This window comes from Streptomyces sp. NPDC091972, from assembly GCF_044756385.1.
Classification (GTDB): Bacteria; Actinomycetota; Actinomycetes; order Streptomycetales; family Streptomycetaceae; genus Streptomyces.
Genome location: NZ_JBIVSV010000003.1, coordinates 354,117 through 366,893 on the forward strand (window position 1 = coordinate 354,117; position 12,777 = coordinate 366,893).

At 72.0% G+C, this 12,777-nt stretch carries 14 protein-coding genes; 9 read left to right on the forward strand and 5 right to left on the reverse strand.

Going from position 1 to position 12,777, the window contains the following annotated elements:
* The first annotated feature begins 35 nt into the window (after nucleotides 1-35).
* From ACIQJT_RS10725 to ACIQJT_RS10735, 3 genes are all read left to right on the forward strand, one after another.
* Nucleotides 36-539 carry a GNAT family N-acetyltransferase gene (locus tag ACIQJT_RS10725; protein ID WP_402642604.1) on the forward strand — a complete coding sequence of 168 codons (504 nt, stop codon included), beginning with the start codon at nucleotides 36-38 and terminating at the stop codon, nucleotides 537-539.
* 61 nt (nucleotides 540-600) lie between these two features.
* The gene (locus ACIQJT_RS10730; RefSeq protein WP_365448897.1) at nucleotides 601-1,173 is read left to right on the forward strand and encodes a transglutaminase domain-containing protein; all 573 of its coding nucleotides are present in this window, start codon (nucleotides 601-603) and stop codon (nucleotides 1,171-1,173) included.
* 7 nt (nucleotides 1,174-1,180) lie between these two features.
* Nucleotides 1,181-1,897: a B3/4 domain-containing protein gene (locus ACIQJT_RS10735; protein ID WP_402641937.1), complete on the forward strand. Its 717-nt coding sequence runs from the start codon at nucleotides 1,181-1,183 to the stop codon at nucleotides 1,895-1,897.
* Here ACIQJT_RS10735 and ACIQJT_RS10740 read toward each other — a convergent pair.
* The gene (locus ACIQJT_RS10740; protein ID WP_365448901.1) at nucleotides 1,860-2,588 is read right to left on the reverse strand and encodes a lysophospholipid acyltransferase family protein; all 729 of its coding nucleotides are present in this window, start codon (nucleotides 2,586-2,588) and stop codon (nucleotides 1,860-1,862) included. The genes ACIQJT_RS10735 and ACIQJT_RS10740 overlap by 38 nt on opposite strands.
* A gap of 187 nt (nucleotides 2,589-2,775) precedes the next feature.
* Nucleotides 2,776-3,192: a DUF4395 domain-containing protein gene (locus ACIQJT_RS10745; RefSeq protein ID WP_365448903.1), complete on the reverse strand. Its 417-nt coding sequence runs from the start codon at nucleotides 3,190-3,192 to the stop codon at nucleotides 2,776-2,778.
* A gap of 75 nt (nucleotides 3,193-3,267) precedes the next feature.
* Here ACIQJT_RS10745 and ACIQJT_RS10750 point away from each other — a divergent pair, with 75 nt between their 5' ends.
* The 4 genes from ACIQJT_RS10750 to ACIQJT_RS10765 all read left to right on the forward strand — a co-directional run bounded on the left by ACIQJT_RS10750 (nucleotide 3,268) and on the right by ACIQJT_RS10765 (nucleotide 6,446).
* On the forward strand, nucleotides 3,268-3,681 hold the full coding sequence (locus ACIQJT_RS10750) for a TlpA family protein disulfide reductase (protein ID WP_402641941.1): 414 nt from the start codon (nucleotides 3,268-3,270) through the stop codon (nucleotides 3,679-3,681).
* A gap of 208 nt (nucleotides 3,682-3,889) precedes the next feature.
* Complete coding sequence (locus ACIQJT_RS10755; RefSeq protein WP_402641944.1) at nucleotides 3,890-4,396, forward strand: flavin reductase family protein; 507 nt, start codon at nucleotides 3,890-3,892, stop codon at nucleotides 4,394-4,396.
* A 227-nt stretch (nucleotides 4,397-4,623) separates the two neighbouring features.
* Nucleotides 4,624-5,412 carry an electron transfer flavoprotein subunit beta/FixA family protein gene (locus ACIQJT_RS10760; protein ID WP_365448907.1) on the forward strand — a complete coding sequence of 263 codons (789 nt, stop codon included), beginning with the start codon at nucleotides 4,624-4,626 and terminating at the stop codon, nucleotides 5,410-5,412.
* Nucleotides 5,413-5,483: 71 nt separating this feature from the next.
* Nucleotides 5,484-6,446 (forward strand): electron transfer flavoprotein subunit alpha/FixB family protein, encoded by a 963-nt coding sequence (locus tag ACIQJT_RS10765; protein ID WP_280853074.1) that lies wholly within the window; start codon nucleotides 5,484-5,486, stop codon nucleotides 6,444-6,446.
* A gap of 58 nt (nucleotides 6,447-6,504) precedes the next feature.
* Here the strand turns inward: ACIQJT_RS10765 and ACIQJT_RS10770 are convergent, their stop codons facing one another.
* On the reverse strand, nucleotides 6,505-7,368 hold the full coding sequence (locus ACIQJT_RS10770; protein WP_402641948.1) for an endonuclease/exonuclease/phosphatase family protein: 864 nt from the start codon (nucleotides 7,366-7,368) through the stop codon (nucleotides 6,505-6,507).
* Nucleotides 7,369-7,589: 221 nt separating this feature from the next.
* Here ACIQJT_RS10770 and ACIQJT_RS10775 point away from each other — a divergent pair, with 221 nt between their 5' ends.
* Nucleotides 7,590-8,894, forward strand: a complete 1,305-nt coding sequence (locus ACIQJT_RS10775) for a DUF6986 family protein (RefSeq protein ID WP_402641951.1) — start codon at nucleotides 7,590-7,592, stop codon at nucleotides 8,892-8,894.
* 135 nt (nucleotides 8,895-9,029) lie between these two features.
* Nucleotides 9,030-10,952, forward strand: coding sequence for a protein kinase (locus tag ACIQJT_RS10780; protein WP_402641954.1), 1,923 nt, complete (start codon nucleotides 9,030-9,032; stop codon nucleotides 10,950-10,952).
* Here the strand turns inward: ACIQJT_RS10780 and ACIQJT_RS10785 are convergent.
* The gene (locus ACIQJT_RS10785) at nucleotides 10,898-11,701 is read right to left on the reverse strand and encodes a hypothetical protein (RefSeq protein ID WP_402641957.1); all 804 of its coding nucleotides are present in this window, start codon (nucleotides 11,699-11,701) and stop codon (nucleotides 10,898-10,900) included. The two genes, ACIQJT_RS10780 and ACIQJT_RS10785, sit on opposite strands and share 55 nt — an antisense overlap.
* A 6-nt stretch (nucleotides 11,702-11,707) precedes the next feature.
* A complete protein-coding gene (locus ACIQJT_RS10790) occupies nucleotides 11,708-12,757 on the reverse strand; it encodes a LacI family DNA-binding transcriptional regulator (protein WP_402642606.1) in 1,050 nt (349 codons plus the stop codon).
* Nucleotides 12,758-12,777: the final 20 nt, after the last annotated feature.

The following is a 12,777-nucleotide window of genomic DNA, read 5'->3' on the forward strand; positions in this document are numbered from 1 at the left end:
GAGGCCGGCTGTGCTTGCATGCCGGTGTGGACGAGATGCGGAGCCGGGTCCGGCCGAGGACGGACGACGACGTGCGGGCGTGCGTGCGGGTGCTGGCGGAGGTGCACCGCCGCGACGGCTACCCGGTGAACTGGCCCGCCAGGCCCGGCGAGTGGCTCACCCGGGCTTCGGCGCTGGGCGACTGGGTCGCCGATCTGGACGGCCGGGTGGCGGGCCACGTGGGCCTCACCCGCGGCGGCGAGGGCGACCTGGCCCCCGTCCTGTGGGGCGAACGCAACGGTACGAGCGCGGAAAGGGCCGCGGTGGTGGGCCGGCTGTTCGTCGCCCCGTGGGCGCGGAGGCACGGGATCGGCGCCCTGCTGATGGGCCGGGCGGTCGAGGAGGCACGGCACAGCGGGCTGCACCCGGTGCTGGACGTCGTGGCCTCCGACACCGCCGCGGCGGCCCTCTACGAACGGCTGGGCTGGACGCGGCTCGCCACGGTCGAGCAGCGGTGGAGTGCCTCGCAGGTGGTGACCGTCCACTGCTATTCCGCATAAATATACCGTGCACCGTAAATTGATTGACCGTGAGGTGATCGTCTTCCTATGCTCTGCGGGCATGGAGCTGATCCAGAACACCCCCGACCTCTCCGCGTACTTGGCCGCCGACGAGGTCATCGACCATGACCACCCGGTCGTGCGGGAGACCGCCGCACGGCTCGCCAAAGAGGCGGTCGACTCGTATGCCTATGCGCGGCTGGCCTTCGAGTTCGTCCGCGACACGATTCCGCACTCCCAGGACTCCGGCGACCTCCGCGTCACCTGGCGGGCCTCCGACGTCCTGGAGCAGAAAACCGGCATCTGCTACGCCAAGGCGCACGCCCTGGCCGCACTGCTGCGCGCCGAGGACATCCCGACCGCCCTCTGCTACCAGCAACTGGGCGTGATCCACGGCCTGGTCGCCGTCCGCTTCAACGGCGCCTGGCACCGCCAGGACCCCCGGGGCAACAAGCCCGGCGTGGACGCCCAGTTCTCCCTGGACGGCGAACGTCTTGCCTTCACGCCCGATCCCGAGTCCAACGAGATGGACTACCCGGTCCTGTATGCTGAACCGCACCCGGCCGTCCTGAGCGTCCTCAAAGCCGCCCCCGACCGGCCCCACCTCTGGAAGACGCTTCCCACCGCACTCTGAGGCACCGATGACCTTCTCCCTGACCGTGTCCGACGAGGTCCGTGCCCTCGCGCCCGGCTTCGGACACCTCGCCGTCGAGGCCCACGGGCTCGTCAACGGCCCCAGCACCGAAGCGAGTTCGGCGCTGCTCGACGACGCGGCCCGCCGTCTCGCCGTACGCCTGGACGGGCGTGCCCCGCACGAGGACCCGCACATGGCGGCCTGGCGGGAGGTCTACACGGCGTTCGGCTCGAAGCCGTCGCGCACCCGCAACTCGGCGGAGGCGCTGGCGAAGAGGGCACTGTCGGACGCGGGCCTGCCCCGCATCAACCTCCTGGTCGACCTGTACAACGCGATCAGCGTCGCGCACCTCGTCCCCGTCGGCGGCGAGGACCTCGACCGCGTCCGGGGCGGGATGCGCCTGGTGCGGGCCGCCGGCGACGAGGAGTTCGTGACCGCGGCCGGTGGCGAGGAGGTCGTCGAGCACTCGGACCCCGGCGAGGTCGTCTGGCGCGACGACGCCGGGGTGACCTGCCGCCGCTGGAACTGGCGCCAGGGCCCGCGCACGAGGCTCACGGAGGAGACGGTCTCGGGGATCTTCCTGCTGGAGAGCATGGCCCCGATGCCGTACGCCGACGTGGAGAAGGCGGGCACCGAACTGGCCGAGCTGCTGGAGAAGTTCAGTCCGGGAGCGCGGATCGAGGTGACTACCGCGCCTCCGCCTCGCGCACCTGCTCCGGAGTAGGCGCCGTGCCCCCGAGGTGCGCCGGCATCCACCAGGTGTCGTCGGGCCCCTTCGGGCGCACGGGGTAGGCGCGCTGGGCGGCTTCCAGCAGTTCGTTGACCCGCTCGCGCACCTGGCGGGTGATCGCCCCCGCGTACTTGTCCCGGGACGCCTCGATCGCCTCCCCGACCCGGATCGTGATCGGGATGTGGCTGCGCTTGAAATTGCGGGGGTGCCCCTTGGTCCACAGCCGCTGCGTGCCCCAGACGGCCATCGGGATCAGGGGGACGCCCGCCTCCTGGGCCATCCGCGCCGCACCCGACTTGAAGCTCTTGAGCGTGAAGGACTGCGAGATCGTCGCCTCCGGGAAGACCCCGACGATCTCGCCGGACCGCAGCGACTCCAGGGCGTGGGCGTATGCCGTCTCGCCCTGCTTGCGGTCGACCGGGATGTGCTTCATCCCGCGCATCAGCGGACCCGAGATCCGGTGGCGGAAGACGGACTCCTTCGCCATGAAACGCACCAGACGCTTCTGCGGGAGCGCGGCCAGACCGTTGAAGACGAAGTCCAGATAGCTGATGTGATTGCTCACCAGCACGGCGCCGCCCGAGCGCGGGATGTTCTCCGACCCCTTGCAGTCGATCTTGAGGTCCCAGGCCTTGAACAGCGCCTGGGCGAATCCGACGACGGGACGGTAGACAAGCTCTGCCATGGGCGGGGTGGGCCCTTCCTGCTCTGCCCGGGAAGCTGGCTCCCGGCGATAAGTTACGCAGCCGTAGGTTTACGGCATCTCGCAGATCGTGCCCGAAGAACGAGCGGGTAGCCAGCCCTGGTGCCCGCTGGGGGAGAGATTCTCGTCACGTGCGTCCCGTGATCCACCTCGTGGTTTTACGCCGCCTTTACTCCGTGCGTACCGCTACCCGCCGTACGAGCAGGTACATCTCGCACCCCAGGCAGTACCCGAATGCGGCGTTGAGGAACGCCGCCGCGAGCGCCGCGCCCGTGGCGGCGAGCCCGAGCCACTGCGGCCCGATCCCGAATCCCACGAGCCCGAGAGCCGCGAAGGCGAGGCCCACCGCCTGCGCGAAGCGCGGCGGCTGTGGTGACTCGAACGCGGTCGGCGGACCGATCCGGGGTCGTACGGCCCGACGGAACAGAACTCCGTACGGCGAGCGGCCCACCCCGCCCGCCGCGCCCAGCGCGAACGCCAGCGTCTGCCAGGCCAGCAGCCAGAAGCTGCCCGTGATCAGAACGGCCGCCAGCACGACGGTCGTCACGGCCGCGCCGAAACGCGGCCCTCTTGCATCGATGTCCATGAATCAAGCATTCCGCAACGGGCAGTCCTGGAGGAGGCGGGAATCTTTGCAGTCTCATGAATGCTGATGCGGGTGATGACCGGACTTGTGGTGTGCGCGGCGGTGCTCGTGACGGCGAGCGCCTATGGACTGCTGCAACGGCGGCGGAGAGGGAGGGTACGGGTGCGCGGGCGCGACGACGGCAAGAGGCTCGGTGCGGCCGAGTTGGGGGAGGACCTCGGGGAGCGCGCCACGCTCGTGCAGTTCTCCAGCGCCTTCTGCGCGCCCTGCCGGGCGACCCGGCGGGTGCTCGGCGAGGTCGCCGCCATGGTCCCCGGCGTGACCCACGTCGAGATCGACGCCGAGAAGAACCTCGACCTGGTCCGCGCGCTCGACATCCTCAAGACGCCGACCGTGCTGGTCCTCGACGCCGAGGGCAGGGTCGTCCGGCGCGCCGCCGGGCAGCCGCGCAAGGCGGATGTCATCGCGGCGGTCGGGGAGGCGGTTTGACACCGGGAGGGCTCACGGTGAGCCGGCTCCCACATCCCGGAACCGACTTGACTGTGCACGGCAGCTATCGTCAGCCTGACCGTATGCCTACGGAACTCCTTCTGTTCGGGCGGGTTCACGTCGACCTCGCCCGCACCGCGAGCGCGCGCTGTCCGGTCTGTTGAGCAGTCACGGTCCGGCTCGACACGCCTCGCAGAAGGAACACCGCATGACGGCCACATCCCTCGGCAGCGCTCAGCTCGCCTCTCCCGACCTCCTGCGCTCCGTCTTTCGGCGGCACGCCGCGGGGGTCGCCGTGATCACCGCGAGCGGTGAGGCCGGTCCGGTCGGCTTCACCGCCACCTCCCTCGCCTCGGTCTCCGCCGAGCCGCCCATGCTGTCCTTCGGGATCGGCACGGGCGCCTCCAGCTGGCCCGCGATATCCCGGGCCGAGCACGTGGGCGTGCACATACTCGGCGAGCACCAGGAGGAGCTGGCCGCCACCTTCGCCCGCAGCGGCGCCGACCGCTTCGGCGCACCGACCGCCTGGCGCGAGGGGCCCGAGGGCGTCCCGGTCCTCGACGACGTGCTCGCCTGGCTGGTGTGCCGGGTGCACGCGCGCGTGCCGGCCGGTGACCACCGCATCGTGCTGGCCGAGGTGCGGATCGGTGATCCTGCGGGCGACGGGCGGCCGTTGCTCTACCACCAGGGACGGTTCAACGGCCTGCGCGACTGATCCGGCTCGTCAGGCGCCCACGCCGGTATGCGGGGCCGTCGAGTTCCGATTACGCTGCGTTGCGAAGGTCACAGTTCAAAGCGCTTGCTTAGCGGGCAGGAACTGTATGTACTGGTGAGTAATATTGCGGTCGGAGCACAGCCCGCCCCGACCGGGATCGGCCGCTTGGGGCGCCTATGCTGCCTGCAAGAGGCAGCCGAAAATGACGATGCAGTAGGAGAGCCGGCGTGAGCTTGAGGATCGTTGTCACTGTGAAGTACGTGCCCGACGCCACCGGCGACCGGCACTTCGCCGATGACCTGACCGTCGACCGGGACGACGTGGACGGTCTGCTCTCCGAGCTGGACGAGTACGCGGTCGAGCAGGCGCTGCAGATCTCCGAGAACTCCGACGACGACGTCGAGGTCACGGTCCTGACCGTCGGCCCCGAGGACGCCAAGGACGCGCTGCGCAAGGCGCTGTCCATGGGCGCCGACAAGGCCATCCACGTCGAGGACGACGACCTGCACGGCACCGACGCGATCGGCACCTCGCTGGTCCTGGCCAAGGCGATCGAGAAGGCCGGTTACGACCTGGTCGTCTCCGGCATGGCCTCCACCGACGGCACCATGGGCGTCGTGCCGGCCCTGCTGGCCGAGCGCCTGGGCGTCCCCCAGGTCACCCTGCTCTCCGAGGTCTCCGTCGAGGACGGCACCGTCAAGGGCCGCCGCGACGGCGACGCCGCCTCGGAGCAGCTGGAGGCCTCCCTGCCGGCGGTCGTCTCGGTCACCGACCAGTCGGGCGAGGCGCGTTACCCCTCCTTCAAGGGCATCATGGCGGCGAAGAAGAAGCCGGTGGAGTCCTGGGACCTGTCCGACCTGGAGCTGGACGCCGAGCAGGTCGGCCTGGAGGGCTCCTGGACCAAGGTCGACTCCGCCGCGGAGCGTCCGGCCCGCACGGCCGGCACGATCGTCAAGGACGAGGGCGAGGGCGGCAAGCAGCTCGCCGAGTTCCTCGCGAGCCAGAAGTTCATCTAAGGGTCCTGGCCCGCTGAGGCTCACACCCCCTTCCGCCCCTCAGACTTCGCAATCCGCAGGAGAGCATTCCCATGGCTGAAGTTCTCGTCTACGTCGACCACGTGGACGGTGCCGTCCGCAAGCCCACCCTGGAGCTGCTGACCCTGGCCCGCCGCGTCGGCGAGCCCGTCGCCGTCGCGCTGGGCAACGGCGCCGCCGACACCGCCGCAGCGCTCGCCGAGCACGGCGCCGTCAAGGTCCTCACCCACGACGCCTCCGAGTACGCCGACTACCTGGTCGTGCCCAAGGTCGACGCCCTCCAGGCGGCCGTCGAGGCCGTCTCCCCGGCCGCCGTCCTGGTCCCGTCCTCCGCCGAGGGCAAGGAGATCGCCGCCCGTCTGGCGCTGCGCATCGGCTCCGGCATCATCACCGACGCCGTCGACCTGGAGGCCGGCGACGAGGGCCCGGTGGCCACCCAGTCGGTGTTCGCCGCGTCCTTCACCACCAAGTCCCGTGTCTCCAAGGGCACCCCGGTCATCACGGTCAAGCCGAACTCGGCCGCCGTGGAGGCCGCCCCGGCCGCCGGCGACGTCTCCGAGCTGAGCGTCACCTTCTCCGCGCAGGCCACCGGCACCAAGGTCACCGGCCGCACCCCGCGTGAGTCGACCGGTCGCCCGGAGCTGACCGAGGCCGCGATCGTGGTCTCCGGCGGCCGTGGTGTCAACGGCGCCGAGAACTTCGCGATCATCGAGGCCCTCGCCGACTCGCTCGGCGCGGCCGTCGGCGCCTCGCGTGCCGCGGTGGACGCGGGCTGGTACCCGCACACCAACCAGGTCGGCCAGACCGGCAAGTCGGTCTCGCCGCAGCTCTACATCGCCAACGGCATCTCCGGCGCGATCCAGCACCGCGCGGGCATGCAGACCTCGAAGACGATCGTGGCGGTCAACAAGGACGCCGAGGCCCCGATCTTCGACCTCGTCGACTACGGCGTCGTCGGCGACCTCTTCGACGTCGTCCCCGCCCTCACCGAGGAGATCAAGACCCGCAAGGGCTGATCCCGCCCCGGGCGCACGAGGCCCCCGTGACCGCCGACGCGGTCGCGGGGGCCTCGCCTCATCCCAGGGTGAGCGTGGCCTGCACCGGCAGGTGGTCGCTCGGGAACTGCCCGTCCACCGCGAAGGTGTTGATGCCGGCCCGGTGCACGCGCGTGCCGGGTGTGGCGAGGATCCAGTCGATGCGGTCGCCGTCCGGGACCAGGGGTCTGTAGCCGTGGAAGGTGGCGTACGGCTCGCTGCGTTCGGCGGCGGCGTCCCAGGTGTCGACCAGTCCCGTGGCGAGCAGGATGTCGTACGCCCGGTTGTCGTGGGCCGTGGCGTTGAAGTCGCCGGTCACGAGGACCGGCAACCCCGGCTCGAACCCGGCGATCCGCCGGCCGAGGAACTGCGCGGAACGTTCGCGCGCGTACTGGCCCACATGGTCGAAGTGGGTGTTGAGGACGTAGAACTCCCGTCCGCCGGCGGCCCGGTCGCGGAAGCGGACCCAGGTGACGATCCGGGGGAGCGCGGCACCCCAGGTGTTCGAGCCGATGACCGCGGGCGTGTCGGAGAGCCAGTGCGTGTCGTGCTCGACGGGGGCCAGGCGCCGGTTGTCGTAGAAGACCGCCGTGGACTCGTCGTGGCTGCCGCCCTCGCGGCCGGTGCCGATCCAGTCGTAGTGCGGTCCGAGGTCGGAGTGGATGTCGAGCAGTTGCTGGTAGAGGCCTTCCTGGGTGCCCAGCAGGGTGGGGGCCTCCCGGCGCAGCAGCCGGCGCATCACCGGGCGGCGGGCGGCCCAGCTGTTGGGTTCGGAGGTGCTCGCGTAGCGCAGATTGAAGGTCATGACATCGAGTCGGCGGCGGTACGGCTTGGCGGCCGAGGCCGGCAGCGTGCCCATCAGCGGCACGGTGACGGCGGCGGCCACGGCGGTTCTGAGGCCCATGCGACGCGTCATTCTGTGGGTGTCCGACATGTTGATTCCCTCCCGACGGGACAGGATGAATGGTCGAGCCGGGGTGCGGTAGACGGCGTAGGGGTTCTCGGCTGCTCGCATGAACGCGGCGGCTCACGCTGTGGACGGGGTGTTGACCGTCGGGAAGCTTCGCGGATAACTTCGCTCTACGGATTGTTGATTCCGTAGAGCGGAAAACTGGAGGACGTGGGATGGGTCAGGGCCAGCAGGAGCAGGTGGCGACGAGCCTCGCGGGAGCCGTCAGCGAGGAGATCAGCGCCTCCCTCGCGCCCGTCGACGCCGAACTGGAGCGCCGCTACCCCGGAGACCCCGGCACCCGCCAGCCCGTGCACACCGTCTACGTCCCCGGTGACGTCTTCGCCGCCGACACCGTCCGCACCTGGGGAGAGCAGGCTCTCGCCGCCCTCGACGAGCACGCCCCGGACGCCGCGTCCTTCGCCGCCGTCGTCGGGCTGTCCGACGACCTCGCCGAGCCCGTGTACGCGCGCGTGCGGGCCAAGCTGGAGCACGAGCCGATCGAGGACCTGCGGGTCGACTTCGAGGACGGCTACGGCCCGCGCCCGCACGCCGAGGAGGACGAGACGGCGGCCCGCGCGGCCCGGCTGATCGCCGAGGCGTACCGGGACGGCACGGCGGCGCCGTACATGGGCATCCGCATGAAGTGCATGGAGGCCGCCGTGCGGGACCGGGGCATCCGGACCCTCGACGTCTTCCTCACCGGCCTGATGGCGGCGGGCGGCCTGCCCGAGGGGCTGGTGCTGACCCTGCCGAAGGTGACGTACCCCGAGCAGGTCACCGCGTTCGTCCGGCTCCTGGAGGCCTTCGAGAAGGCGCACGGACTGGATTCCGGGCGGCTCGGCTTCGAGATCCAGATCGAGACCAGCCAGTCCATCCTCGCCACCGACGGCACCGCCGCGGTCGCCCGCATGATCCAGGCCGCCGAGGGCCGCGCCACCGGGCTGCACTACGGCACCTTCGACTACAGCGCCTGCCTCGGCGTCTCCGCCGCCCACCAGGCGAGCGACCACCCCGCCGCCGACCACGCCAAGGCGGTCATGCAGGTCGCCGCCGCGGGCACCGGGGTACGGGTCTCCGACGGCTCCACCAACGTCCTGCCGGTCGGGCCGACGCCGAAGGTCCACGACGCCTGGCGGCTGCACTACGGCCTGACCCGCCGGGCGCTGGCGCGCGCCTACTACCAGGGCTGGGACATGCACCCCGGCCACATCCCCACGCGGTACGCGGCCGTGTTCGCCTTCTACCGCGAAGGCTTCGAACAGGCCGCGGGACGACTCGCCCGCTACGCCAACCGGGCCGGCGGCGACGTCATGGACGAGCCGGCCACCGCCAAGGCGCTCAGCGGCTATCTGCTGCGCGGTCTCGACTGCGGCGCGCTCGACATCGGCGAGGTGGCCCGGCTGACCGGCCTGACTCGGGCCGACCTGGAAGGCTACGCGGCACCCCGACGCGGCGATCTGACCGTCTCCCCGCACTGACCGCCCCGCAGACGTCCCCACGCACCGGCGGAAGACGTAGCGACCCTGTCACAGTCGCAACCGCCGGATGGAGTTGTCACTCCTGCCCCGTAGTCTGTACCGCACGCATTGACGTGTCACAGGAACGGGGCAGCGGTGTCTTCGGGGGAGACCAACGAAAAGGGCCAGGGCGAGGCCGGTCGCCTGCTGGCCGGGCGTTATCGGGTCGTGTCCCAGCTCGGTCGCGGCGGTATGGGCGTGGTCTGGCGGGCCGTCGACGAGGTCCTCGGCCGCGAGGTCGCGGTCAAGGAACTGCGGACCTACACCGACGCGGACGGGCCCGAACTCGCCGATTTGCGGCTGCGGATGCAGCGCGAGGCCCGCGCCGCGGCCCGCGTCCGCCATCCCGGAGTCGTCGCGGTGCACGACGTGGCCGAGGTCGACGGGCGCCCGCTGATCGTCATGGAACTGGTCGAGGGCCCCTCCCTGGACCAGGTGCTGCGCAGGCAGGGCACTCTCGACCCGCGCGAGGCGGCCGGCATCGGCGCCAAGGTCATGGACGCCCTGGCCGCCGCCCACGAGGCCGGCGTGCTGCACCGGGACGTCAAGCCCGGCAACATCCTCCTCGACCGCTCCGGCCGCGTCCTGCTCACCGACTTCGGCATCGCCACCATGGACGACCCGGGCGACGGCTCGGCCACGAACCTGACCCGCACCGGCCATCTCGTCGGGTCCCTGGACTACATGGCCCCCGAGCGGGCCCAGGGCGCCGACCCGGGACCGGCCTCCGACGTATGGGCACTGGGCGCCACGCTGTACGCGGCCGTCGAAGGCGCCTCGCCGTTCCGCCGCACGTCGACGTTCTCCACGCTCACCGCGATCGTCGGCGAACCGCTGCCCGAATCCCACCGCGCCGGTCCCCTCGGCCCCGTCCTTCAGCGTCTGCTGGACAAGCGGCCCGAGGCCCGTCCGGCGGCCGGGGAGGCGCGTGCGCTGCTGGAGGCGGTGGCGGACGGGGCCGAGCCCGGGGCGGACCGTCCCACCACGACCCTGCGGGGTACGGCCGAACCGGCGGGGCAGGCCGAGACCGTCCCCGACGTGCCCGCGTCACCGGCCGCACCGGCCGTTCCAGGGCCGCAGGCCACGGAGGGCGCCGCGCCCGCCGCGGACCCCACGGGGCACACCGAGGCGCCGGCGCCCTGGTGGGTCGGGGCCGCTTCCGGGCACGAGACCGCCGGCCGGGCCGGATCCCCGGCGCAGGCCGTCGGTGCCACCCCGCAGGGCAGCACTCCGGTCCCCGGTCCGGGGACCTCCCCGGCCCCCGCGGCACCTTCGCCGCAGAGCTACGCCATGGCCCGTGACACGGCCCCCATGGACCCCTCCCGCACGCCCCGTCGCAAGCGGCGCGTCCTGCTCGCCGCCGCGGCCGTCACGGTCGTACTCGCGGTGGCCGGCACGGCCCTCGCGCTGATGAAGGACTCGGGCAAGGCCGAGGCCGACGCCCGGCCGATCGCCTCCGGCACGAGCGGGCCGGCCTCCTCCTCCGCCTCCCCCCGCACCGACGGCGGCCCTACCGGCAGCACCGCGCTGACCGACGGGGACGCCGGAAAGACCCCCGGCGACAAGAAGACGCCGGGCAAGGACGGCAGCGCCGGACCCACGAGCCGAGCCTCCGCGTCCGCGACGGCCCACTCCTCCGGCGGCGGCTCGGGCAGCTCGGACGGCGACGAGACGGGCGGCGGCTCCGGGGACGGCGGTACGACCGGGGACGGCGACGCCGGCACCCCGGCACCGACCCCGGCCTGCACCGCCATCGGCGGCGGCAAGTACAACTGCACCGTCTGGAAGACCGCCAAGTCCTACACCGCCTCCGGCGCCGAGGCCGGCGTCCTCTACGCGGGCACCAACTATTTCTTCTGCCAGTCGAACCTGGGCCGCCGCGAGACCTCCGGCTCGTGGACCAACGTCTGGTGGGCGAGGACGGACGACGACAGCGGCAACACCGGCGTCTACGTCAGCGACGTCTACATCAAGGGCGGGAACAACGACGAGCCGGTGCCGGGACTCCCCGTCTGCTGAACCGTCACGTACCGTTCCAGGCCCGACTCCGTGACCCGCTTCTCGTCGGCGAACAGCCGGGTGCCCGCCTCGCACAGGAGGCGGGCCCGGGCCGCGAACTCCTCCGGGGTGACGCCGAACAGCTCCCGCAACCGGGCCGATCCCACGAGGAGTTCGGTCAGCAGCTCCCGCTGGCCGGGGTGGGTGCGCGGGACGCCGGTGCCGTCGTGCAGGACGCCGTGACGGTTGACGTACGCGTGGACGCCCGGAAGCGTGACGCCGCCGGGCAGCTCGGCCCGCACCTCGGGAGCCGGCAGCCAGGCCCGCCCGTAGTTGCCGTGCGGCAGGGACACCCCCTCGCTCGCGTCGATGACCGCGAGCTGCTCGGGGTCCAGCAGGACGACGAACAACTCCCGTACCGCGTCCGGGGCTTCGAAGGGCGACGCGGACACGTACCCCATGCGGCTCACGTGTGCCGAGACGCCCACGTCGACGCCGGTCACCCGTGCCTTCAGCATCGGGACCGGCGAGGCGATGCCTGACTCGGCCATCTTGTGCCGCAGCTGACCGGGACTGGCGTTGGAGCCGACCGCGAGGACGGGGACGCGGTCCTCGTGCCGCCACCGGTCCAGGGGCAGCGGCCCGTCGAGGGGCACCAGCCGGTCGCCGTCGAGCAGTGCGGAGTCCGCCGGCCAGACGCCGGGATAGAGCAGCGGATGGTCGCGAGGAGCCTCGGCCAGGCCGAGTGCCTCCAGGGTGAGGTCCCGCACGGCCGCTCAGTCCGCCGGCGGCAGCTCGCCCGAGCCCCGGGTGATCAGCCGCGTCGGCAGTTCGATCCGCTCCGGCATCAGCAGCGTCCCGTCCAGCTGGCGGAAGAGCCGCTCCGCCGCCGTACGTCCCAGGGCCGCCGCGTCCTGGGCCACGACCGTGACACCCGGCTGGAGCAGTTCGGCGAGTTCGATGTCGTCGAAGCCGACGAGGGCGACGCGGCGGGTGTGTTCGGCGAGGACCCGGATCACGGTGACCGTCACCCGGTTGTTGCCGGTGAAGATCGCGGTGACGGGGGAGGGGCCGGAGAGCATCTCCTCGGCGGCCCGGCGCACCCGCTGCGGGTCGGTGACGCCCAGCGAGGTCCAGGCGTCCGCCACCTCGATGCCGGCGTCCTCCATGGCGGCCCGGTAGCCGCGCAGCCGCTCGGCGGCGGTGTGGATGCGGGGCATGTCGCCGATGAAGCCGATCCGCCGGTGGCCGTGGGCGATGAGGTGGGCCACGGCGTCGCGGGCACCGCCGAAGTTGTCGGACAGGACGACGTCGGCGTCGATCCGGCCCGCCGGACGGTCCACGAACACCGTGGCGACGCCCGCCTTCAGCTCCGGCTCCAGGTAGCGGTGGTCGTCACCGGCCGGGATGACCACCAGGCCGTCCACCCGCCGGGCGCACAGCGCCAGCACCAGTTCCTGCTCGCGCTCCGGGTCCTCGGCGCTGGAGCCGTTGATGAGCAGGGCGCCGTTGGCCCGGGCCACCTCCTCCACCGCGCGGCTGAGCGGGCCGTAGAACGGGTCGGCGAGGTCCTCCAGGACCAGCCCGATGCTGGCGGTACGGCCCTTGCGCAGCACGCGCGCGCTGTCGTTGCGGCGGAAGCCGAGGGCCTCGATGGCCTCCCGGACCCGGTGTTCCGTCTCGGGCGTGACCCCCGGTTCGCCGTTGACCACACGGGAGACCGTCTTGAGTCCGACGCCGGCGCGTGCCGCCACGTCCTTCATGGTCGGGCGGTTGCCGTACCGGGTCGTGGAGAGGCGGTCTGCTCGGCTGTGGGTGTCGGGCACGATACGGCGTCCTGTCCTGT